Raw genomic sequence first — 22,066 nt, forward strand, 5'->3', positions numbered from 1 at the left:
GCATAGTTATTTTTGTGGGATGACTCGTACATGTACTATCTCGGCATTGAAATCGGAGGTACCAAGCTCCAGGCTGCCTTGGGTGATGGCCTGGAGCAGGTTCACTCATGTGAACGAATAGCCGCAAAGCCCGAAGCAGGCGCAGAAGGCATCAGAAAACAATTGCTACAGTTAGTTACTGAATTACTGCAGAAATCCAAGGTTCAACTCAAACAGATCAAAGCATGTGGCATTGGCTTTGGCGGGCCTGTTGATGATCGCACGCAGAACACGATTACCTCTCACCAGGTGAACGGTTGGGATAACTTTGCCCTGGCACAATGGGCCAAAGAAAATTGGAGCATTCCAACTGTCATTGGCAACGATGCCGACGTTGCAGGCCTGGCTGAGGCTACCTGTGGCATAGGCAAAGGCTCTAATCCTGTTTTCTACATGAACATCGGTTCGGGAATTGGCGGAGCACTGATTCTCGATGGAAAGATTCACCGGGGCACGGGCCTGGGTGCAGGTGAAATTGGCCATGTCTGGATTGATTACGATGTTGATGAAACTCTCTGGCATCCACGCCAGGAACCAGCCTGGTCAATCCTCGAACATCGTGCATCAGGCTGGGCATTGCAGAAACAATCCCGCTGTGCCAATGTCCCCGATTTACTAAAGGCAATCGAAAATGGTGATGTGCATGCAGAAGCTATCTGGATCCAAGCCCGACGCAGGTTGGCTGTTGCTCTCAGCCATGTCATAGCACTGATCTGCCCGCAACGGATCGTACTAGGCGGTGGAGTATCATTGGCTCCCAGCCACCTGTTTCTGGAACCACTTCGCAAAGAGCTGGCACAAATAGTGTTTCCACCCTTTGCAGAATGTTACGACATTCAACTCGCCGCTCTCGGCGAACTGGTAGTAGTGCAGGGTGCATTGATCCTGGCACGACAACAGTGTTCCTGACGCCATCCGTACATTCTGTGACCGTGCCACACTTCGACATGTACTCATGTCGAGGTGTGCTGCTATCGTTGGTGGTGTCACTTTGAATAACTGAGTTGAGAAATAGTTTCCCGCAACCACACCCCGACTGAGTACAGTCGGAGTGTGGCACAGATTCCGTGCACAATCTCCGATGTACCGATTTAGTTCGTCAGATACTTAAACACCGCTTCGAGATTATCATCTTCCGAATAAAGTTCGCTCACCCGCAGTGACTGCGATTGCAGCAATTCTGGCAGTCTTGAATAGAACAGATCGGGACTTTTAGTTTCTGCAATAACTCTCGAATCCTTGTCCTGTACTGTGATCCCCTGAACATCCGGATGCCTGACGAGGGCTGCTGACAATTCTCTCACCTGGTCGGCAATCAACACGATCCGGTGCGGGTATTTGTCAATCAGTTCGCGGATATCTCGCAGATTGCCCTCGGCAATGAGCCGGCCTCGGTTGATGAGAATAATCTGCTGGGTGAGTCCTTGCACTTCATGCAGAACATGACTCGACAGAATGATGCTTTTTCCCTCGCTGGCGAGCTTGAGGATGATATCCATCAATTGTCGACGTGCTACCGGATCAGTGCCGGTAAATGGCTCATCCAGAAAGATGACTTTGGGTTGATGCACCAGCGACTGTGCCACCTTGATGCGTTGCCTCATGCCACGGGAATAACCGCCAATCGCCCGGTTCTGTGCGTCAGTCAGTTGAACATACTCAATCGCTTTCCGAGCAGCTTCCTTGGCGTCGGTGCCTGTCAGTCCACGCAGCTTGGCAAACGCATAAATGAACTGCCAGCCGGTCATCCATTCGTAAAACGCATCCTGTTCCGGGCACAAACCCAGGTGACGATACAGCCCGGGGTTATTCCAGGGAATCTGCCCCAGTATGTGAACCGTTCCCTTGCTGGGCTTCAGTTGCCCTGTGACCAGTTGCAGAAAAGTCGATTTGCCAGCGCCATTGGGGCCAAGCAAGCCGGTAACGCCAGGTCCGATGGAGAGCGTGATATTGTTCAGGCCGATAACGTTGCCGTACCATTTCGACACATTGTCAAAACGGATCAGCGCAGTCGATCCAGCGATTTCACGCGGAACATCAGTATGCACAGGGATAACACTCCCATGAAAACGAGGACACCAGCGGACCAGTACCAGGGGTAAAGCGAACGGACATCACTGCTGCGTACCAGAACTTTTCCACCCACCGTTATCCGTTGGGTGAGTACCTGATAATCTTCAGGCAATGGCTTGTCGGGATTGTTGCGATTGCCACGCCCGAAGTTCATGCCAGGCACCGGAAGATTACTGGCCTTTTTCAATGCAAGTTCTCGTGTCAGCTTGTAGGCGTCATCCACTTTCTTCCAGGCTGATTCAGTGCCTAAGATCGCTTCCTCAACTCGTTGCACATTCTTTGTGAAACTTGCGAGGTTAGACCATTCTTCAAATCGTGATGCAAAAAAGAGCATCACCCAGAGACTGTTGGTCAACAGCCACCAGCCAAACCACATCATGGAGACGTAACGTGAGTTTTTGGTCAACGACGAAAGAGCCAGCATCCACAAACCAAATACGACGGAGATCATCAGGCTGACCAGAATGCTCCCCCACAACAAAGGTAGTACATCAATGATGATCGAGAATTTCAAGCTGAAGAGCACGCCCAGTATCCAGGCAAATACCGCAGGCGCTGCCGTCACCAGCATCACGAAAAACGTTATGACACCCAGTTTGCCTAAAAAATACTCCCAGCGGCGAATAGGGCGAGAGAGATACAAAGGCAAAGCGTTAAAACGAATATCTTTGCTGATAAGGTTTGGCCCCACCAGAAGCACCAGGATCATCAGCAGGAAAAACTGGATGTAGAAGAAAAAATGATAAGCCAGCGTCCAAACGGTCAATCGATATTCTTCAGGTACGTTGAGTAGCTCTTCAGGCAGAATGAATCCTATCAGTGGTTTGATGTAGGTGTTGCCTTGCTCAAATAAGCTCCAGATAATCATGAACGTAGCAAGAGCCAGGGCAGGGCCAAAACAGGATATTACGCAGAGCCTGGTCAGCTTGCTGCGAAACTGCATCCGCACCCCATGACGGGTGATCGCCCACCATCGCCACACCTGGCTGGCCAGCTTGCCATTCCAGTGCTGGTAACCTTGATCAAAAATCGGCATGGATCATGGTCTCGCTTGGTGGTGACTATTTGCCAATGGCTTCCAAGAACACATCTTCCAGGGTGCTTCTGCGCGGGCGCAGATGCCTGATCTGGAACGACTCCTGATTCGCCAGTTCCCAGAGCATCCGTTCGTCTCGATTTTCAGGCAGCGTCACGATTAAATGATCGTCAATGGATCGCGCTTCACATCCCAGTTCCACCAGGCGTGATTTGAATCTGTCCTGCTCAACTTTCACGCGGACTTCAAACGCCTGCTGATGAATCATTTTGAGATCAGTGATTTTGCCCTGCGTGAGCACTTTGCCACGCCCCATCACAATGACATAATCACAGACTGCTTCCACATCCGGAAGCAGATGGCTGCTGTAAAGCAGACTGATCCCCTTATTGCGACACAGATCGCGAGCCAGTTCAATCAGATCATCACGGCCTGGAGGATCCATGCCATTGGTCGGCTCATCCATGATGAGCAGTTTGGGATCATGCACCAGTGCCGCCCCCAACTTCAGTCGCTGTTTCATACCGGTGGAGTAACTGTCGGTAGCCCGGTAGCGAGCTTCTCCCAGGCCAACATAATCGAGTACCTCATGGGCCCGCTGCATGGCGTCGCTGCTGGCCATGCCACCCAATTCTCCTGCATAGGCGACAAATTCAATCCCGGCCGTGCCCGGGAACAGGCATTCATCTTCAGGTACAAATCCCACTTTCTGACGAATGGTCAACGGATCACGCTTGATATCAAGTCCCAGCACTTTGCCGGAACCATTATTAATGGAAATGAGGCCAAGCAGGGTACGTATCATCGTCGTTTTGCCAGCGCCATTTGGGCCTAACAGGCCAATAGCACCCATCGGCGCCTGCACCGTAAGGTCATGCAATGCACGTATTTTGCCGTACATTTTGGTGACCTGTTGTAATTCAAACAGATGATTCATGTCAAAAGTTCATGAATGGGAACTATGTCTATTCGAGCCTGTTGATTAACTGTGGCAGGGTTATTCGGTACTCCGAATGACCCTGCTGGATGTGCAATTAACATCGTATTCTTGCAGGGTCATGCATGAGTACATGCATGACCCTGCCACAGCTGACAGTTCATCAACAGACTCTTAGTCTATGACCTGAGTACGCTGTGTAGCAATTCGTTGGTCAACTGCCGAAATTGTTTGGCTTGTGGAAGAATTGGTTACAGATGCCAGAGAGAAGTTGATTCCCAGCCAGGCAGCGATGATGACCACGGGCCAGACAATGACCAGGCATACCGCAGCGGGATACACAGCTTGCCTGCCACCCAGCAGGGCAAACAGAAACACAGGCACAAAGTAACACAGAATGAAAAGTGTGCTGGCCTGGATGATGCCCCACATCTTAGAGGTGGCAATACTTCTGACTGGGATAGCTGTCATCAGCAGATCATCCCAGGTTTTCATCCGTTTTTCCTCATTAATGGTGCCCATAGAGCGCAGGAATACGGTGATCGCCGCAAAGACGATCAGAATGACTCCCATCAGAGTTACTTCCCGCTCGATGGCATTCAGACTCAATCGCTGGAACAGTTGAAGCAGTTCACGCCATTGCAGCCTGATCAGATGATAAACCAGTCGGCCTTGGGTAATGTTGTTGACGATGCCGCCGATCATGCTGATGGAAAATGCCATGCATCCCAGAGCGCCCAGCCAGGTCGGGATGGATCGCAACGCAGGCAAGGGTGCAATGCCCAGAATGTGCCGTTCCCTCCAGCGAATGGGATCCGCGCCGATCGTGTTCATGCGAATGCCCCACCGCCATCGCATCGATCGGTCTTCCAGTTGCCGCAGGCACGCCCAGCGAATCGTCCAGCAGGAAAGTTTGACAAAGAACCAACCTATGATGGCAAAGAACAACATGTGAGCCAGCAATGTTTCAGGCTTGATGCTGGTGAAGGGATAAGCAGAAATGCCAACCACCACTTCTGCCGGATTCATCCAGGTCGGAATGGGTTTTTCACCGAGTAAAGTCAAACTGAACAGAACAACGATGATCATGATGGAATAGCAAGCCATGATGGCATCGCGCGTTCGTCTGGTGATGACAGCACTGAAAATGCAGATGCCTGTCAGTGCAAAGGTGATGATGAATGCATGCAGGTAACAGATTAGAATGTGGACTAAATCAACCCTGGCCAGGCCCGCAACCACGAACACCAGCGGCATGCTGAAGAGCATGAATCGAAACAGTTGCCAGTAGCGTCCCAGCACTTTGCCCCAGACAATTTCATGGTCGGAGAGTTCAGTACAAAACAGTGCTGTCAGCGTATCCTTCTCTTTTTCCTGCCCGAGTGCACTGGCTGTTAAGGCGGGAGTTACCAGTAACAACACAAAGAGTTGCAGAGGGAAGAACTTGCCCAGGTATTGTGCTGCAAAGAGCAACTTGGATTCATTCACATAATCAATGCGATCCTGCCAGCGCTGGTTATCCCGTTCCCCTGCGTAGTACTGGCTGTTGATTCGACTGTCAAACTGTAAAGCAGTCGATCCAAAATGGAGACAGCAGAGAAGAAAAAAGCAGATGCCGAGAATGATGATGCTGCGACGATCTTTACCTCGATGCATTTCCCACGCCAGCACGGGACCTCCCAGGCGATAAGGAAAGTCCCACGACACTACAGCTTCCTTTCCATGTTCCGACAACTTGATGCCTGAAGATCGGGTGCCACGGTTTGCGTGTACTCACGCTAACCGTGCCAGATCACTGTATAAGGGTGGCACAGACAGGAATGTCTGTGCCACGGAACAGATTCAGGTTTTGAGATAGTTCTTATAGTAGAATAACAGCCAACCGTCGCAGCGTGTACCTCAAACTTCTCTGAAATTCGTTCGTCGAATGAGTAGCGTCACGATATTAAATCCGGAGTTCAATCATGAAACACTACCGAATTATGTTCCTGCTCCTTATCGGAGCAATCACCCTGAGTGCATTATCACTGTTGAAAACCACTGCTGAACCTCCCCCCATACAATCCACACTCCATGAATTGAGAAAGTTCGCTGAACAGAACAACGATTTCGGGATCGAACTGTACCACCGTTTACGCACTCAGCCAGGCAACGTCTTCTTCTCACCCTACAGCATTTCCACTGCATTAGCGATGGTCTCCACTGGCGCAAGAAATCAAACCGAGGCTCAGATGCTCAAATGCCTGCATCTCGGCACAGATCAAAAGTTGAATACCACCCTGCATCGCGATTTGATGACTTCCATGCTGCATCAGCCCAAAGGCTACGAAATTCGCATTGCCAATGCACTGTGGGGACAGAATGCACATCCCTTCAAAGCGGATTTTGTCACCGGGCTGCAACATTCCTTCCGTGCCGAAGGGCGTACGCTCGACTTTGCAGGTGAAGCCGAGCAGAGCAGAACGATCATCAATCAATGGGTAGAAGCACAGACCAACCAGAGGATTAAGAACCTCCTGCCTTCAGGCAGCATCACTGGCCTGACTCGCCTGGTGTTGACCAACGCCATTTACTTCAAAGGAACCTGGCAAACGCCATTCAGTAAGAGTGCAACACGCCCTGGGGATTTCTTCATCACGAGTGATGACAAAGTGAAGGCAGAGATGATGGCTAGGACCGCATCCATGCGTTATGCAGAAAACGATCTTTTCCAGGCATTGGAGCTTCCTTATGCCGGTGATCGTCTCTCGATGGTGATCTTGCTGCCGCGAAAACGAAATAACCTGGGCGAAGCGGAATCACAACTAAGCTCAGGCATGGTCAGCCAACTGGTGCAGAAGATGACCTCACCGAAAGTAATCTTGAGCTTGCCTCGAATTAAAACAACTTACGAAAAGCCATTAAAAACGACTTTGGTGAGCATGGGTATGACCGATGCCTTTGAAGCAGGCATAGCGGACTTTTCCGGAATAGATAGCACCCGCGAGCTTTATATTTCCGAAGTCTATCACAAGGCATTTTGTGAAATCAACGAAGAAGGCACGGAAGCAGCAGCAGCAACTGCAGTAGCAATGGTAGAGTATTCAACACCCAGCAAACAACCACCACCTGTTGAGTTCAAAGCAGATCACCCATATCTTTACTTGATCCGCGACAGGCAGACTGGCAGCATACTCTTCATGGGACGCGTTGTCGACCCAAGGCAATAATTGGATAACGGTTTTTACATGGATGCTGACCTGCTTCCCTATGCTGGAAAACTGGCAGCACTCGCTGCCAGTATTATCTGGTCGTGTTCCATTTCGCTCTACAAGGCACATGGGCACGGCGTGCCTGCTCAGGTTCTGAACCTCAACAAACTGCTCGTAGCCCTCATCGGGTTTAGTCTGATTGTTGGCACACTCAACTTCCTGGCCTGGCAGGGAATGCTCCAGGGTTCCTATGCATTCCCCAAATCCTGGGAAAAAACAGGCTGGCTGATGGCATCCGGCGTCATTGGACTGACACTCGGAGATACCTTTTTCTTCGCTTCGATTCGCTATCTTGGTGCTGCACTCACTGCAGCGTTGCAGTGTCTCACTCCACCCCTCAATGCCCTGATTGACTGGATTTATCTCGGCAAGTCCATGAACAATCTGCAGGTGCTCGGCATGGTCGTCATAGTGGTGGCAGTCGCAGGTGTGATCCTGGCTGCAGCGCCACAGAAATCGGGCGAAAAGGTTACCAGGCGATGGCTCTATGGCCTGGGGACTTCCATTGCCTCGGCAATCTGTACGGCTGGATCGTATGCCTTAACTGGAGAGATGCTGAAAAACGAGAGCATTTTTCCTTGCGTGTTATTAAGAGTAATCCCGGCGTTTCTGGTGTTGGCTTTGATCACTGGCACTTCCACAACCGGTCGGCAGGGGATGGTCATGCTCTGGAGCCAACCGCGAAAACTGGGCTACCTGATCCTGGCTGCATTCCTCGGAACCATCATAGGCATTTCCTTGCAGGCTTACGCATTTCAACTGGTGGATACGGGCATCGTCAGCACGCTCAGCACCACTTACCCCATTTTTGTGATTCCTGTGGCAGCATATTTTCTGAAGGAACACCCTACGCCTATGCAAATTGTCTGGACCTTCCTTGCCATTATCGGCATCGCCTTGCTCACTTTGCCCGCTTCTGTCTGGAGTGGCTGGCTAACGTAAAGTTTTAAGCTACAGTTAAGGCAGGTATCACCCAGGAACCTGCCCATGTTGCGTACATCTTTCTCCATCTTGATCTGTCTCGGCTTCGGTTCAACCACGTTGGCAGGCTACGGCCATAACTGGACATGGAAGAAATCGCCTGACTCGACAAAGCTCAAGAAATGTGTTCAGGAAATGAAATTCATTCTGCAAGCCAGTCCGGTTCGATTGGCATCTGTAGACGGCACCGGTGAACCTACCGTGCTGGAATCTGTCATCACCTTCAACATGAAAGGTGAAGAAGATGACATTGGTGAACCTTTTGTATTTCCAGGCCGCACGGGGTTTAACTTCTGCAAAACCAATGGCAAAGATTACGACGCTGTCGTAACCGCCTGCTTGCTGGTGGTGCTCGATCATTTCAGCAGTGACGAAGTCGCCATCAGCAGTGATGGCAAAATGAATGAGGAAGATTGGGGGGAAGGCATCAAGCTTTACAAGAAGGTGTTGGGCAGGCAGCCCAAGCTCGGGAAAGGCTCGGCAGTTTCAGAAGTATTGCGCAAGATCAATCTCACGCCTTCGTGGGATATCAGCAGGCTCTGGATTGTCTTTGGCTTGCTGGGTATCGGCGGCCTGGTCGCATGGTATATTTTCAATCCTCGTCCCGACTTCACGATTCTCTTTCAGCAGGATGGCAACGCCTATGTAAAAGGCAGTTTTCCTGAAGCCTATGTACAAGCTGTTCGTACCTTTTTCAAGCAGGACATGCCCATGAAACGCAACGTCATGGTGAAAGGTTGGAATGAAGCCGATGGCAGAATGCGTCTGAGCATTGCAGGCTCCGTTTCTGATCGCGAACAGCAACGCATCCGAAACTTCTTCGCCATGCTGAGAAAGAAATAGTCGAATCAGGGACATAGGTCACTTACGATTCGGTGACCGTGCCACACAACGCCCTCAACCTAAATCGTCGCGTCAGTTGCTCGTGCCCAAAAAGCCGTTCTCTGTCACAAGGAGGAGATCAACAACAACTCCTGAGACAGGAACGGCTTATGCGCACGACACGGAAGTCGGAAGCAAGCTTATCGATGCCGTCTGGGTTCCTTACCAGCGTGAGGTACTTTCTCACGCCGGCGGTGTGGAAGCAAGCCCAAAGTGTTTGTCCGGCGAAGCGGAAGCGTCGTTGGGACATGCAACCCTTAATCCTGGCGCTGCTGGCCATGACCTGGCTGACACAGCACACGGTGGAAGAGCGATTCCAGGTCGCCTGTTCTTTCGTCATTGCCTGCCGTCCCAAGCGCTCTCGTCCCGGTCGTACCGTGCCTGGTTTTCTCAAGGCCTTGCATCGTCTGCCAGTACGTGTGTTTCACCTTCTGAGCCGCTGCATTCGTGATCGCCTGTTGGAGCGAGGTTTGTTGCAGCGTATCGCGGGATTCTTTCCGGTAGGAGTCGATGGCAGCCGCCTGAGCTGCCCACGCACCCAGGAACTGGAGGAACGCTTGCCCGCCGTCAGCACTTCGTCGGCGCCGCAGGTGTGGATCACCGCTCTGGTGCATCTGCTCTCGGGCGTGCCATGGTGGTGGAAGGTGGGAAAAGGAAATGCCAGCGAACGATCCCAGTTACAGGCGATGCTGACTTGTCTGCCTGGGAACTCCTTGATTGTAGCCGATGCCGGCTTCGTCAGTTATGCCCTGTATTTAAGGATTATTCTGTGCGGCCATCACATGGTGGTGCGGATGAAATCGAGCGTGCAACTGTTCACGCAGTCGCGCGTGCCGATGACACGTTATCAACAAGGCCGGGTGTTGTGGTGCCCCGATGTGAGCCGGTTTCGGGATCATCCGCCGATCCCGGCCCGACTGGTACGCATCACCGGCAAACAGGGCGGCGGGGATGTCTGGCTGCTGACCACGGTGCTGGATCGACACGTCCTCTCTCGGAAGCAGATCGGCAAACTCTATCGACTACGTTGGGAGAACGAGTGCTTCTTCCGTTCCTACAAGCGAACCTTGGGCAAAGTGAAGCTGTGGGGGCGTACGATCAAGACCGTCCATCGAGAAGTGGAAGCCTCGCTCTTGGCGGTACAACTGCTGCTGGCGCAAGTGCTGCGCAGCGGACTACCAGCCCAGATGGTGCCCAGCCTGTCTCGAGCGCTCCAGGTCATTCGAGAAGATCTTCATCTCTATGCCAGTCACTATCGTCGACGCACCGGGTATGAAAAACGACTGCGATCAGCATTCCGTGACCGCCGCACTCGCCATGCTGCCAAAATACGCAAACCCTGGCCCAGGAAAAAGACTTACCACCCTCCCAAACCTCCTCAACTCCTCACGCCCCTGGTCGATATCAAACACTTGCTTTACCCAAGGAATACCGCTGCGTAGAGTACGCTTAGGTTAAGGGCGTTGAGTGCCACACTTCGACGTGTACTCACGTCGAGGTGTGCTTCTATCGATTGCGTGCTTCTCTGATTCATGAGACGGGACTTAGTTCTCCGAAACCACACCCCGTCGTGAGTACACGCCGGAGTGTGGCACAGATTCTGAATGCAATTGCCTTCGCTTTTTACTTTGAATAACAACCTTTTGAAAACACTCATCACGGAGCCTGTACCTTTACTTCCGCATCAAAACACAAACCCTTATCATGATGCTCAAGCAACGTCTTTCTCTGAGTTGATATCGTTCGATGGATTGATTTCTCAGGCAACAACTTCCCGTTCCATCGAATGGAAATGGGCTGGTCCAGGTTGATCAGATCATCTCGCAGACGCAGGGTGATGCCGTTAAAGTGCTCTGATTCGATGCTGATGTTCTGCTGATCTACCGTAGCAACCATCTTGGCTGCTTTAAGCTTATCTGCAGGAAACTCTGCCTGTGCCAGCCAGTAAAAACTCGGTTGCAGCGGTTCCACCCAGACGATCTTTCGGGGCACCGTATTCCTGGTGAACTTCATCATCCACGGGATGGCAATAGCATCCTTGCGCTGCATCCAGTGACCCATTCCCGGTTGAATCACCACTTCATGCGTGTACCCGTGCGGGTCTTGCTCTCGCAGATCAAGAAGCAGTTTTTTCCAGACCAGTGCCTGCTTGTTGCGATCATATGCTTTGTCGTTTTCACCCATATGTAACGTGAACGGCAGATTCCTCAGATTGTCTGCCCGAACATCGCCAGGATGTCCAGCCATCATGGCAGCAGCAGCCCAGCGATGTGCCATGCGTGGCGCCATGCGGAACACACCATCGCCACCAGCGGAGTATCCCATCAAGTAAACTTTGTCGACGTTCACCTCTTCAAACACCGCAGCATCCTGAATCAGCCGTGAGAAGAAAGCATCCATGTGAGGCTGGAACCACATGTTCCAGGCATCATTGGGTGCTCGTGGTGCAAGGTAAACGCCTTCGATGGGCTTATAAAGTTTCTTCTGATTCTCCCATTGCTGATCGTTGATCGATTTACTGGTGTTGCCACCTCCATGCATGGAAATGAAGAGTGACCGACCATCCGCAGGCTTGTCGGCAAAGACGGTGTAATCGAACTTCATGTTCAATTCGCCCAGCGTGATCTGCTTCTTTTTCCACTCTTCTTCATGATGGGCTTTGGTCTGCCTGGCATCCTCTGCAATCAGAAGCCGCCTGGTCTGTTCAGCTTGCGATTTGCTGAGAGGCTGAGTTGCGAAGGCCTGCTGCTGGAGGTCCTGCTGTCTTGATGGCAGTTGCAGCCAGGTTTCAAGCGCTGCCACCGGGTCAGTACCCGGGACGCATAGAAAAACCAGAAACCACGATAAGTAAGGCACAGCAATACTCTCGAAAAAGGCAGTACAGGGTATAGTGTTGAGTTCTGGTTTGGTTTGGCAACTGGTCTAGACCCGATTGCAGGGTATAATAGGAAGGTAAGAACATTCTCTCGAACCGGAGATTTTGATAATGAGTGCAGTGGCAGAAAGCAAACCGCAAACCAGCGTGAATCCTCCTATTACCGTCACAGAGCGTGCTGCAGAAGAAGTTCGTCGCATTGTCGATGAGCAGCGTGCTGCAGGCGTGCTGGCACCTGAAGAACGCGTTTACCTTCGGGTTTCCGTAAAAGGTGGCGGCTGTTCAGGCTTTCAGAACAAGCTCGACCTTGACCCCAACTACAACGAAAAGTCGGATGAACTGTTTGAAGTGAATGGCGTAGGCGTCGTCGCGGATCGTAAGAGCCTGCTCTATATCAGCGGCGCTACCGTTGATTTCCACAACGATCTGAACAAGCGTGGCTTCAGCGTCAGCAATCCCAATGCCAAGACCACCTGCGGCTGCGGCAGTTCGTTCTCGGTATAAGAGCATATGAAAAACACGCGGGTCGGGTACTCACGCTAACCGTGCCAATTCACCGCTTAGTTACCATGACGAACTAAATTCGACACAGAAAAAAGTTCACTCAAACGACCAGCTTACCACTGGTCGTTTCTATTTCTGACTCAAGCAATCTCATAGGTCCAGACATCATTCCCATATTTTTTCATCACCAACTCGTGAGCAACCTGCATTTCGTCAGGCCACAAAGAACTGACCGTACCCCCGAACTGATTCCTGAAGTGTTCAAAAAGTGAGGAGACAATCGCTTCACGTGGCAACCCCGTCTGCCTGGCTAGTGGGCTTACCCGCTTGGCAGCGCTGGCAATGGCGGGTTTATCAGAGAGCTTTTCCCTGCCGATGCGCAGCACCCGCACCATCTCGCCCGGGTCCATTTCATAGGCCATCGTGGTATGATGCAACACAACACTGTTACGCCGTGCCTGGGCAGCGCCGCCAATCTTCCCCATCGAACAGGCAATATCATTCAGTGGTGCGTGATAGGCATCGACGCCCAGTTTCCGTAATCCCTCAATAACCCATGCTTCGCATATCTGGTAGGATTGTCGCACCGACATGCCTTTCAGCAGTGCTTCAGGCAAATACAGTGAGTAGGTGATAGCCCCGTGAGGCTGAAGAAACATAGCCCCGCCGCCTGTCATCCGTCTGACCAGTTGAATGTCTTTCTCCCGAGCTACTTCTACATCAACTTCATTCAACACCGACTGGCATCGACCGAGGATCACCGCCTGCTCTGTCCATCTCCAGAAACGCAGTGTGGCAGGTCGTTTGCCCGATGCAACCTGCTGGCACAACACTTCATCGAGCGCTACATTCATGGCCGGCGGCAAGGCTATTTCGGGGATCAGGTGCCAGCTTTGCGAAGGCCACACCGTTAATTTCTCTGCAACCTCCAGGCTGTTGAATTGTTCTTCATGCTGAGAAAACTGCTCGATTTCCACCGTGTCGCCTCGTGCCCGGCACAGTGCTACTGCCAGGGCCCGGGTGGAAGTACCCAGCAATTCGACATTCCAGGGCAGGGCGGATTCGAGAACGTGATGCCATTGCTGCAGCGTCAGATCATTATGCCTGTCGTAAATCGCCGATGCAAGGCGGTGCAGAACTTCACGGGATTGCGCATCGGGGTGAACAAAAAAATCTCCACTGATGCGAATCTGGTGCATCCGCTCGTTCTGCAGTTGATATTCGACGGCGATCAGTTTTCCGCCAGGCGTCTTGCACTCACCGCGCATGTGCTGCTTCCATGAGTTGCCGCACATTCTCTGCTACCGATGCCTTCGGATTATACACGGCTGAACCAACAACAAAGACCTCAGCACCGGCATCAAAAGCAGGCTGCAACGTCTGCAAGTTGATGCCTCCATCCACTTCCAGTTCACACTTGGGGTTTAGCCGGTCAATCAATGCTCGTGCCTGTTTGATTTTCTCCAGCGAAGCGGGCAGGAACGACTGCCCACCAAAGCCAGGCTGTACTGACATAATCAATACCAGATCAACCTGCGTCACCAAGTGTTCAATCGCTGCTAACGGCGTGGCAGGATTCAAGGTAACGCCAGCGAGTTTCTTTCGATCATGTATCCGTTTAATCAAAGTCTCTATCTGCGGACATGCTTCAATGTGCAGGATAACGCTGTCTACGCCCGCATCCAGAAACGGGTCGAGATATTTTTCCGCATCACTGATCATCAGATGCGCTTCCAGCGGAATCGAGCATGCGGGACGCAGCGATTGAGCTACGAGCGGTCCGAAAGAAATATTCGGGACAAAGTGTCCATCCATAACATCCAGATGAATGCGATCGACTCCGGCATCAATCGCCTGCTGAACCTGCTCACCCAGCCTGGTGAAATCAGCGGTCATGATCGACGGGGCTAACTTGGGACGATTCATGGTGATAACTCAACGCTGTTCAGTGTGTCCACCAAATTGTGCCCGCATGGCAGAAAGCAGTTTGTTGCCAAAGTGATCATCCTGCCTGGATTCAAAGCGATTGAAGAGGGCATGAGCCAGGCCCGTCAACGGCACGCCATGTTCAATCGCTGTTTGCACGGTCCATCGGCCTTCACCCGAATCAGGCACTTTGCCGACAAACCCTTCCAGATTGGGACGTTCGGCCAGCGATCGTGCAATGAGATCCAGCAGCCAGGAACTGACGACACTGCCTCGCCGCCAAACCTCAGCAACCTCAGCCAGGTTGAAGTGGTAGAGCTGATCCTTCTGCATGGCGTGCATCAATTCAAAACCTTCGGCATACGCCTGCATCAAGCCATATTCGATGCCATTGTGAACCATTTTGACAAAGTGCCCCGCGCCGTTGGGGCCACAATGCAGATAGCCCAGATCAGCGCTGGTTGCCTCTTTCCGAGCAGCGGTTGCTGGTATATTTCCGTGACCTGGTGCCAGGGAACGAAACACCGGATCGAGATGCTTGACTGCCTCGGTTGGCCCGCCAATCATCAGGCAATATCCCCGCTCCAACCCCCAGATCCCGCCGCTGGTGCCCACATCGAGATAGTGAATTCCTGATTGACTGAGTTTTTTAGCACGACGAATATCATCGTTGAAGTTGGTGTTGCCACCATCAATAATCATGTCGCCCGGCAGCAACAGTGCCTGGAGTTCTGCAATGGCATTTTCAGTAATCTCGCCTGCAGGCAGCATGATCCACACTGCTCGAGGTGCACTGAGCTTTTGCACCAGTTCTGTGAGCGAAGCCGCTGGCGTTGCCCCTTCATGAGCCAGTTGCTCAACTGACGCAGCCTGGGTATCAAACACCACGCAGTGATGCTTATCACGCAGCAGGCGGCGAACCATGTTGCCACCCATGCGGCCCAGGCCAATCATTCCCAGTTGCATGCATGCTCCTTATGAATTGGCAGAAGCCTTCTGCTGAAGATTGGTGAGCAACTGATCGAACGGTTCTGCGAATTTCTTGATCGCTTCTTCCAGCAGTTGATCGGTCACTTTCGTCAGTGATATTCCTGCACTGTCCAGTTGCTCCAGTTTGGTTCGTGCTGATTTAATGCAGGCATCCCATTGTTCGGTAAAGCGTACCCGCTGCTGCAATGGCGATTCGAGCAGCGCTGTGACAGTTTCAGGCGGAATGGTATTCACCGTCTTCTGAGCGATCAATGCATCAACGTACATCGTCTTGGGGTACGCAGGATTTTTGGTGCTGGTGCTGGCCCAGAGAAGCCGCTGCGACTGAGCGCCTGCCGCTGCCAGTTGTTTCCACCGACTGCTCATCTCCAGCTTCTGAAACGATGCATACGCTTCGTAAGCATTGGCGATGGCAATCTGGCCCTTGAGTGAATCAAAACCTGTCTTTTTCGACAGCAACTCATCAACCAGCGTATCAATCCGACTGACAAAAAAGCTGGCTACACTGGCAATAGACGCTACAGACTTTTTTTCAGCCAATCGCTGTTCCAATCCCTTCATGTATGCATCTGCCACCTGCTCATAGGCGCCCACTGCGAACAGCAACGTGACATTTACGGAAATACCCTTGGCAATCAGCCGAGTGATGGCAGGTAACCCCGCAGCAGTGGCAGGCACCTTAATCATCAGGTTAGGCCGCCCCACCGTAGCATGCAGCCTGACTGCTTCCGCCACCGTTCCATCAGTATCATGTGCCAGGTGTGGCGAGACTTCCAGGCTGACATATCCATCATGTGCATGGCTGCGGTCATACACCGGCTTGAACAGATCAGCAGCCCTGCGAATGTCATCAATCGCCAGATGTTCGTACAACGCCTTCGGATCACGAATCCCCTGTGCCACTGCCTGAGTAACGGCAGTGTTATAATCGGTGCTCTTACTGATGGCTGCTGCAAAGATAGCCGGGTTCGAAGTCACCCCCGTGATGCCATCACTGATCAATTGCCCGAACGCTCCTGAATCAATCAGACCGCGACGCATATTGTCATACCAGAGACTTTGCCCCAGCTTCTGAATGCTTTGCAGTGTTGTCATGGCCACCATCCTTATTCCAGGTTCTTGCCCATGCCTTTTTTATTAGGCCTGGTGGGAACTGCGCCCTCATTGGGATCCACGAGCGGAATTTTGTACTGCTGTGCCAGTTCGATGACCTTGGCCAGGTAAGGTAACCCGCCTTTGCGACTGAGTTCCAGCAACCGATCCTTTTCCTCATCTGTCATCTTCTTGCGTAATTCAGACAATACTTTCCAGATATCGCGAGTCAGTCGTTCGTTGCGTTGTTGTGAAATCTCACGCTGATTACGGGGGATCAGTCGAGAATCCTGTCGGTCCTTTTTGAAAGGCCTGGTGGTACTGGCCGGTGAAGATTCCACCGGCTGCGTTTCCATCACGGGAAGGACATCTGTCACCGGCGATTGCACTTCCACAATTTCCGGCTCGCGTAACGCCGAGTTGGTCAGCCAGAAACCGAAAGCTGCTGCCATGAGAATACACGCAGCCCAGCCAGCAATGGCATAACGTCGCCACTTCATACCCTGCTGCAGAAGAATTCCTTTGGTGGAATTCAATCGTGTCAGCGTTTGTTCGGTAAACGATTGTGGCGCCTGTGGGCGAGGCAGATAATCGAGCAGTTCCCAGGTTTTCCGCAGGCTGTCGGCTTCCTTGCGAACCTCAGGCCGGCGCGAAAGCGCAGCGGTGATCTGTTCCGTATCCGCATCATTCAATTCATGATCGAGGTACGCAGTCAGGTTCTCCTGCTCCTGCGGGCTGAGCTTGGAACCAGAGCGTTCAGGATTAGAGGGAGATGGGTTCATGGTTGCGGTTCCAGCATGATGGGAGCCACCTGGCTGTCATCCATTAACTCGGTTTCCACATAAGTGCGAAGAATATCGCGAAGCTGCGTGCGTGCCCGGCTGAGCAGCGATTTCACAGCTTTGGCTGATATCCCAATCACCTGGGCAATTTCCTCATAGCTCATTTCCTCAAACTTATTTAACACCACTGCCAGCCTTTGGCGCTCGTTTAATTGTGATAATGCCAATTCCACCACATTGGCGAGTTCCTGGTGCCGCATCCGCCTGTCGGGTTCTGTGGAAACTGCAGGCACCAGCGCCTCTTCAGGCCGGGCCATCTGGCTGCCTGATTGGCTCACCAGCGGATCAATCTGATAGGAAGGCTTCCGCTTCCTGCGTCGCAAGGCATTGAGAGCCACATTATTGGCGATGGTAAACAGCCAGGTGCTGAACTTGGCCTGCGGCGAATAATCATTCCGTGCCCGGTAAACCCGCAGAAACACTTCCTGGGCCAGGTCTTCCGCTTCATCGGCCGAGCCACACAGATGGGTAAGTATGCCAATCAGCCGATGCTGATACTTGGTGACCAGTTCCTGAAACGCTGCATTATCATCATTACGAACACGCAACATCAGCCGGATATCAGGATCCTGCGCGGCATACATCTGGCTAGTTTTACCTATCGGCTGCATGGAGATACGATACGTTCAAAACCAGCAAAACGGTAGCCCCTGAGAGAAGTTCTCAGCAAATGAAATGACTCCTTATTCTCCCCTCTCCCCCTCGGGGAGAGGGGGCCGGGGGTGAGGGGTTTCTAATCAGCCGACGCACTTGAAGATCAGAGACGATCCAGGACGTTAATTGACAAATGCTCGTGCAACCGTACCACTGCTTCGCGAAACGCCGCTAAGCAGTGGCAACCTAACTTTTTTCAATAACACAATACCCAATCTCAGTGTAAAGTAAGATGAGCAGTTGCGTTTCTTATCAATGTGATAATGCTAGAGGATTTCCAAGCATGAAGACTATTGCTGCCTTCAACAACAAGGGAGGTGTTGGGAAAACTACACTTACTTGCAATATTGCTTCATATTTCGCGAGGGCAATGCGACAGAGGGTATTAGTCATTGATTGCGACCCTCAGTGTAATGCAACACAGCTAATCTTAGGACAAGATGCTGCCTCTGACTTATACTGGAATTCGAGCAGCGCACAATCCAACGAAACAACTATTCGAGATATTCTTCAACCAATCGAAGATGGCGATTCAGGGATATCTGATTCAATTCAGCCCTTTATTTCATCGAGAAATCGCTTCAATGTTGATGTAATTGCTGGCCATCCAGGACTGTCAATAATTGAAGACAGGCTAGGTGGCGCATGGCATGACCTATTAGGCGGCGACTTAGGCGGTATAAGAAAGACAAATTGGAACTTAGCGCTTTGCGAAAAGCTATCACCACACTACGATTACTGTTTTATTGATTTAGGACCTAGTCTTGGATCTATTAATAGGAGTGTATTAGTTGGGTGCGATAGTTTCTTTACTCCTATGGGATCCGATATTTTTAGCATACTTGGAGTAAGAAACATTTCTGCCTGGCTGCAGCAATGGACTGCGAAGTATGAAAACGGCCTAAAGCTAGCGGAAAGTAATCAGCCAGGAAGATTGGATAACTTCTCGATATCACGAAAATTATCGATTAAGAATGGCTATGTTGGATATACGATGCAACAGTACATTACAAAGGCAATTAGTGGAGAAAGGAGGCCGACAAAAGCTTATGATGAAATCATTACTTGTGTTCCAGATGAGATAAAGTCATCTTTGCAAAACTATTTCCCTTCCGGCATGACGCTTTCTGATGCAAACCTAGGAGACGTCCCTCACCTTTTTAGTCTAATTCCATTGGCACAGTCAGCAGCATCGCCAATTATCGATTTACAATCCTCTGATGGATTAGTTGGTGCTCAATATAAGCAAAGAGAACAATTTGGAGAGATCATACAAGCAGTAGCTGCAAAAATGATGAACAACTTGTCGAAGGTGTAATATGAATTGGCCAAACGCACTTATTTGTGAACTGGCTGAACGAAGATGCGCAATTTTCCTTGGTTCAGGTGCCAGTGCAGGTTCTAAAGGAATAGGTGGGGTCCATCCTCCCGATTGGAAGACATTCCTTGAACATTTGATGGCAAAAATGCAAACTACGTCGGAGCAAGCTATTGCAGAATCACTAATTGCTGAGAAACGTTACCTTGAGGCAGCCGAAGTAATTAAGTCTGATGTAGCAATAGCGGACTTTACACAATTTATTCGTGATGAGTTAGTAGCCCCTAAATTTGCTGCATCAGAAATTCATAAGTCTGTACTTCAAATTGATCCCAAGATAGTACTTACAACAAACTACGACGACATCTATGATACTTACTGCCGTAATGGGGATGCCGCTGCTGGTTACAACGTATGCAAGTATTACGATTCACATTTAGTTTCTGACCTGCGCTCACCAATACGATTGATCGTCAAGGCGCATGGTTGTATTAGCAACCCATCAAAAATCGTATTAACTAGATCAGACTATTTTGAACAACGATTGGAGCATGAGCGATTCTTCCATGTATTGGACGGATTATTTGTGACGAGCACACTCTTGTTTATCGGATATAGTCTCTCCGATCCTGATATTCAATTAGTCCTTGAAAATGCAAACATTGCAGCGCCGCGCGCACACCCGCACTATGCAGTAATACCTGATGATGCTCATGCTGCTCTGCGAAAATCATGGTCGAAGTCGTACAACATCCAATTCATAGATTATCCTGCTGGTGATTACACGCTGCTAAATAACAAGTTGATTGAGTTAACTCAATCAGTAAATGAATACCGTAAACTTCACATATCATGAAAATGCTATGTGTACGGCAGGGTGGCACTGAACAACAGATTCAAAACAAAAACCGTGGCACTGAACTGCTGTACTCAGCAGATCAGTGTGAGACCTCGCGGCAACAATCACCTACCACGGCGAACGAACCGTCTTCGGCTTGCCAATCGCTTCCGAGGTCGCTGGCTTCGTGAAATCAACCATCACCCGGCTTCCTGCCCGCACATCGACCCTGCGGACATCCCGTTGCATTTCGCCTCGGCTTTTCCACATCGCCTCCACCGTATAGGTGTACAACATGCCCGGATCGAGTTCAGGCGTATCGAAATTCCTGACAGAACCAACCGAGGTTGTCGTCTGCCCATCGATCTGCAGTTCAGCATCTGCCTGGGGCAGAATCACCTGCAAACGTGCCTGGTTGGGCCGAAGTGCGGTTTCCACCGTGCGCCTGCTGGTCACGCTTTCGAGCAGCTCGGAAGGATCAACCCGAGGTATGGGCATGCTCATCGAATAATAGTTGACGATGGGCGGCGGAGTGTAATACCACGGATTGTACGTGTAGTAGAACGGATCGTAGCCGTAATAGAAACTGGGGAACCCCCAGACAAAAGCCGAGCCGTGTCGGTGGTGGTGATGCCCAGGACGGCCCGGCTGATTAGGATACTGCCGATCAGAAGCGTGACGTTGCTGCCCGAAAGCAATCCCCGGAGCGACGAACAGAAGCAATACTATTAATGCGTTCGTGTAAGTAATCATGACAAATATCCTTTCTCAGAAAATACTGTCTATCAGCATTATAGGCTCCATTTAGCCCCCGGCTCTTGAAGCCGGGGGCGGGTGCGCGCGAAAGTGATCGTCCATTTCGAAAACAATACATCGCAATGGCGCATCACCACCGCGCGGTCACGCCCCCGGCCTGAAGGGCCGGGGGCTAAATGAATATGCTACACTGGTGCATGGCTACACTTGGAACACTGGTCACGTCCACCACCTATGGCACCTGGTTGCGTGGCGACCAGCGTGGATGGGTTGATCAAGGCATCCTTTGGCCTGAAGACCCGCTTCTGGAACTGGCAGATTATCAGCGGCTGAAACACGAACCGTTTCGTTTTGCGAAAGATCAACTATTTCTCGTTGGCGAAATGATCTGTTCGCAATTGTGGCAGCGAATGCAGATACGGCTCTTGGCGTTAACCGTTCGAACCTGGCATATTCACGTGGTGCTGCCAGCAACTACCATCAACATAGCGAAGTTGATGAAGTGCGTTAAAGAATCGGTGCGATTTGGTTTGAAGATAGCTCGCCCCATCTGGACCGATGGATATGATCAACGCTTTTGTTTTGATTGGGAAAGGCTGCACGATCGTGTGTATTATGTGGAACAACACAACATTCGCGCTGGCTGGCCCGCGCAACCCTGGCCAAAGTTGATGCCGTGGGAAGAATACGTGCAACAATCCACCTAACCCATTTAGCCCCCGGCTCTTGAAGCCGGGGGCGGGTGCGCGCGAAGGTGATTGTCTATTTCGAAAACAATACATCGCAATGGCGCATCGTCACCGCGCGATCACGCCCCCGGCCTGAAGGGCCGGGGGCTAAATGAGATCACGTCCAACTGTCTCAGATCGTCTCAAATTACCGCAGATACTTTACAACCAACGCTCCCCCAAGTTACGCTGTGGGTTTGTGCACAAACGTCCATGTCGGAGCGTCACCATGCAGACACCGCAGCAAATGAAGGAGAAAATGGCCAAGCAGGCCAAGCTTGGCCTCAGCATCGAAACGTGCAGCCAGGTTCAGGAACTCATTCACCAGATGGCCAAGGAACAAA

21 protein-coding genes are annotated in these 22,066 nt (G+C 51.3%); 9 read left to right on the plus strand and 12 right to left on the minus strand.

Going from position 1 to position 22,066, the window contains the following annotated elements:
* The first annotated feature begins 30 nt into the window (after nucleotides 1-30).
* Nucleotides 31-948, plus strand: coding sequence for an ROK family protein (locus tag JNJ77_09360; GenBank protein MBL8822781.1), 918 nt, complete (start codon nucleotides 31-33; stop codon nucleotides 946-948).
* A gap of 182 nt (nucleotides 949-1,130) precedes the next feature.
* Here JNJ77_09360 and JNJ77_09365 read toward each other — a convergent pair whose 3' ends face one another.
* The 4 genes from JNJ77_09365 to JNJ77_09380 form a co-directional block, all read right to left on the minus strand.
* The gene (locus tag JNJ77_09365) at nucleotides 1,131-2,087 is read right to left on the minus strand and encodes an ABC transporter ATP-binding protein (protein MBL8822782.1); all 957 of its coding nucleotides are present in this window, start codon (nucleotides 2,085-2,087) and stop codon (nucleotides 1,131-1,133) included.
* Complete coding sequence (locus JNJ77_09370) at nucleotides 2,042-3,148, minus strand: ABC transporter permease subunit (GenBank protein MBL8822783.1); 1,107 nt, start codon at nucleotides 3,146-3,148, stop codon at nucleotides 2,042-2,044. Before JNJ77_09370 ends, JNJ77_09365 begins: the two co-directional genes overlap by 46 nt.
* A gap of 25 nt (nucleotides 3,149-3,173) precedes the next feature.
* The gene (locus JNJ77_09375; GenBank protein ID MBL8822784.1) at nucleotides 3,174-4,085 is read right to left on the minus strand and encodes an ABC transporter ATP-binding protein; all 912 of its coding nucleotides are present in this window, start codon (nucleotides 4,083-4,085) and stop codon (nucleotides 3,174-3,176) included.
* A 174-nt stretch (nucleotides 4,086-4,259) separates the two neighbouring features.
* Entirely contained in the window at nucleotides 4,260-5,792 is a 1,533-nt protein-coding gene (locus JNJ77_09380) for an ABC transporter permease subunit (protein MBL8822785.1), read from the minus strand.
* Nucleotides 5,793-6,049: 257 nt separating this feature from the next.
* Here JNJ77_09380 and JNJ77_09385 point away from each other — a divergent pair, with 257 nt between their 5' ends.
* The 4 genes from JNJ77_09385 to JNJ77_09400 all read left to right on the plus strand — a co-directional run bounded on the left by JNJ77_09385 (nucleotide 6,050) and on the right by JNJ77_09400 (nucleotide 10,641).
* Nucleotides 6,050-7,294, plus strand: a complete 1,245-nt coding sequence (locus JNJ77_09385; protein MBL8822786.1) for a serpin family protein — start codon at nucleotides 6,050-6,052, stop codon at nucleotides 7,292-7,294.
* 18 nt (nucleotides 7,295-7,312) lie between these two features.
* The gene (locus JNJ77_09390; protein ID MBL8822787.1) at nucleotides 7,313-8,278 is read left to right on the plus strand and encodes a DMT family transporter; all 966 of its coding nucleotides are present in this window, start codon (nucleotides 7,313-7,315) and stop codon (nucleotides 8,276-8,278) included.
* Between the two features lie 45 nt (nucleotides 8,279-8,323).
* Nucleotides 8,324-9,160, plus strand: coding sequence for a DUF3634 family protein (locus tag JNJ77_09395; protein MBL8822788.1), 837 nt, complete (start codon nucleotides 8,324-8,326; stop codon nucleotides 9,158-9,160).
* A gap of 287 nt (nucleotides 9,161-9,447) precedes the next feature.
* Nucleotides 9,448-10,641 carry a transposase gene (locus tag JNJ77_09400; GenBank protein MBL8822789.1) on the plus strand — a complete coding sequence of 398 codons (1,194 nt, stop codon included), beginning with the start codon at nucleotides 9,448-9,450 and terminating at the stop codon, nucleotides 10,639-10,641.
* A gap of 214 nt (nucleotides 10,642-10,855) precedes the next feature.
* Here JNJ77_09400 and JNJ77_09405 read toward each other — a convergent pair whose 3' ends face one another.
* On the minus strand, nucleotides 10,856-12,001 hold the full coding sequence (locus JNJ77_09405; GenBank protein ID MBL8822790.1) for a dienelactone hydrolase family protein: 1,146 nt from the start codon (nucleotides 11,999-12,001) through the stop codon (nucleotides 10,856-10,858).
* 184 nt (nucleotides 12,002-12,185) lie between these two features.
* Between JNJ77_09405 and JNJ77_09410 the strand changes: the two genes are divergently transcribed.
* Nucleotides 12,186-12,578: an iron-sulfur cluster assembly accessory protein gene (locus tag JNJ77_09410; protein MBL8822791.1), complete on the plus strand. Its 393-nt coding sequence runs from the start codon at nucleotides 12,186-12,188 to the stop codon at nucleotides 12,576-12,578.
* Nucleotides 12,579-12,718: 140 nt separating this feature from the next.
* On the opposite strand, the gene JNJ77_09415 is transcribed toward JNJ77_09410, so the two are convergent.
* From JNJ77_09415 to JNJ77_09440, 6 genes are read right to left on the minus strand one after another with little or no spacing between them, the layout of a single operon-like run.
* Nucleotides 12,719-13,846 (minus strand): lipoate--protein ligase family protein, encoded by a 1,128-nt coding sequence (locus tag JNJ77_09415; GenBank protein ID MBL8822792.1) that lies wholly within the window; start codon nucleotides 13,844-13,846, stop codon nucleotides 12,719-12,721.
* On the minus strand, nucleotides 13,836-14,504 hold the full coding sequence (gene rpe, locus JNJ77_09420; protein MBL8822793.1) for a ribulose-phosphate 3-epimerase: 669 nt from the start codon (nucleotides 14,502-14,504) through the stop codon (nucleotides 13,836-13,838). The genes JNJ77_09415 and rpe overlap by 11 nt, the downstream gene beginning before the upstream one ends.
* 9 nt (nucleotides 14,505-14,513) lie before the next feature.
* Nucleotides 14,514-15,470: a decarboxylating 6-phosphogluconate dehydrogenase gene (gnd, locus tag JNJ77_09425; GenBank protein MBL8822794.1), complete on the minus strand. Its 957-nt coding sequence runs from the start codon at nucleotides 15,468-15,470 to the stop codon at nucleotides 14,514-14,516.
* A 9-nt stretch (nucleotides 15,471-15,479) separates the two neighbouring features.
* The gene (gene tal, locus JNJ77_09430; GenBank protein ID MBL8822795.1) at nucleotides 15,480-16,589 is read right to left on the minus strand and encodes a transaldolase; all 1,110 of its coding nucleotides are present in this window, start codon (nucleotides 16,587-16,589) and stop codon (nucleotides 15,480-15,482) included.
* 11 nt (nucleotides 16,590-16,600) lie between these two features.
* Nucleotides 16,601-17,368, minus strand: a complete 768-nt coding sequence (locus JNJ77_09435) for a hypothetical protein (GenBank protein ID MBL8822796.1) — start codon at nucleotides 17,366-17,368, stop codon at nucleotides 16,601-16,603.
* Complete coding sequence (locus JNJ77_09440; protein MBL8822797.1) at nucleotides 17,365-18,039, minus strand: sigma-70 family RNA polymerase sigma factor; 675 nt, start codon at nucleotides 18,037-18,039, stop codon at nucleotides 17,365-17,367. The genes JNJ77_09435 and JNJ77_09440 overlap by 4 nt, the downstream gene beginning before the upstream one ends.
* A 326-nt stretch (nucleotides 18,040-18,365) precedes the next feature.
* On the opposite strand from JNJ77_09440, the gene JNJ77_09445 reads away from it, so the two are divergent.
* Both JNJ77_09445 and JNJ77_09450 read left to right on the plus strand, forming a co-directional pair.
* Nucleotides 18,366-19,400, plus strand: a complete 1,035-nt coding sequence (locus JNJ77_09445) for a ParA family protein (protein ID MBL8822798.1) — start codon at nucleotides 18,366-18,368, stop codon at nucleotides 19,398-19,400.
* Nucleotide 19,401: 1 nt separating this feature from the next.
* Nucleotides 19,402-20,256 carry an SIR2 family protein gene (locus tag JNJ77_09450; GenBank protein MBL8822799.1) on the plus strand — a complete coding sequence of 285 codons (855 nt, stop codon included), beginning with the start codon at nucleotides 19,402-19,404 and terminating at the stop codon, nucleotides 20,254-20,256.
* A gap of 111 nt (nucleotides 20,257-20,367) precedes the next feature.
* On the opposite strand, the gene JNJ77_09455 is transcribed toward JNJ77_09450, so the two are convergent.
* On the minus strand, nucleotides 20,368-20,991 hold the full coding sequence (locus JNJ77_09455; protein ID MBL8822800.1) for a TIGR03000 domain-containing protein: 624 nt from the start codon (nucleotides 20,989-20,991) through the stop codon (nucleotides 20,368-20,370).
* Between the two features lie 179 nt (nucleotides 20,992-21,170).
* Here JNJ77_09455 and JNJ77_09460 point away from each other — a divergent pair, with 179 nt between their 5' ends.
* A complete protein-coding gene (locus tag JNJ77_09460; GenBank protein MBL8822801.1) occupies nucleotides 21,171-21,701 on the plus strand; it encodes a hypothetical protein in 531 nt (176 codons plus the stop codon).
* The last annotated feature ends 365 nt before the right edge of the window (nucleotides 21,702-22,066 follow it).

Source organism: Planctomycetia bacterium (assembly GCA_016795155.1).
In the GTDB taxonomy this organism is placed as follows: Bacteria; Planctomycetota; Planctomycetia; order Gemmatales; family HRBIN36; genus JAEUIE01.

Bases quoted from the DNA above. Each gene is read 5' to 3' on its own strand.
- JNJ77_09370 (MBL8822783.1), bottom strand. From the start codon at position 3,148: ATGCCGATTTTTGATCAAGGTTACCAGCACTGGAATGGCAAGCTGGCC.
- JNJ77_09440 (MBL8822797.1), bottom strand. From the start codon at position 18,039: ATGCAGCCGATAGGTAAAACTAGCCAGATGTATGCCGCGCAGGATCCT.
- JNJ77_09385 (MBL8822786.1), top strand. From the start codon at position 6,050: ATGAAACACTACCGAATTATGTTCCTGCTCCTTATCGGAGCAATCACC.
- JNJ77_09390 (MBL8822787.1), top strand. From the start codon at position 7,313: ATGGATGCTGACCTGCTTCCCTATGCTGGAAAACTGGCAGCACTCGCT.
- tal (MBL8822795.1), bottom strand. From the start codon at position 16,589: ATGACAACACTGCAAAGCATTCAGAAGCTGGGGCAAAGTCTCTGGTAT.
- JNJ77_09435 (MBL8822796.1), bottom strand. From the start codon at position 17,368: ATGAACCCATCTCCCTCTAATCCTGAACGCTCTGGTTCCAAGCTCAGC.
- JNJ77_09375 (MBL8822784.1), bottom strand. From the start codon at position 4,085: ATGAATCATCTGTTTGAATTACAACAGGTCACCAAAATGTACGGCAAA.
- rpe (MBL8822793.1), bottom strand. From the start codon at position 14,504: ATGAATCGTCCCAAGTTAGCCCCGTCGATCATGACCGCTGATTTCACC.
- JNJ77_09415 (MBL8822792.1), bottom strand. From the start codon at position 13,846: ATGCGCGGTGAGTGCAAGACGCCTGGCGGAAAACTGATCGCCGTCGAA.
- JNJ77_09445 (MBL8822798.1), top strand. From the start codon at position 18,366: ATGAAGACTATTGCTGCCTTCAACAACAAGGGAGGTGTTGGGAAAACT.
- JNJ77_09360 (MBL8822781.1), top strand. From the start codon at position 31: ATGTACTATCTCGGCATTGAAATCGGAGGTACCAAGCTCCAGGCTGCC.
- JNJ77_09455 (MBL8822800.1), bottom strand. From the start codon at position 20,991: ATGATTACTTACACGAACGCATTAATAGTATTGCTTCTGTTCGTCGCT.
- JNJ77_09395 (MBL8822788.1), top strand. From the start codon at position 8,324: ATGTTGCGTACATCTTTCTCCATCTTGATCTGTCTCGGCTTCGGTTCA.
- JNJ77_09410 (MBL8822791.1), top strand. From the start codon at position 12,186: ATGAGTGCAGTGGCAGAAAGCAAACCGCAAACCAGCGTGAATCCTCCT.
- JNJ77_09400 (MBL8822789.1), top strand. From the start codon at position 9,448: ATGCAACCCTTAATCCTGGCGCTGCTGGCCATGACCTGGCTGACACAG.
- JNJ77_09460 (MBL8822801.1), top strand. From the start codon at position 21,171: ATGAATATGCTACACTGGTGCATGGCTACACTTGGAACACTGGTCACG.
- gnd (MBL8822794.1), bottom strand. From the start codon at position 15,470: ATGCAACTGGGAATGATTGGCCTGGGCCGCATGGGTGGCAACATGGTT.
- JNJ77_09450 (MBL8822799.1), top strand. From the start codon at position 19,402: ATGAATTGGCCAAACGCACTTATTTGTGAACTGGCTGAACGAAGATGC.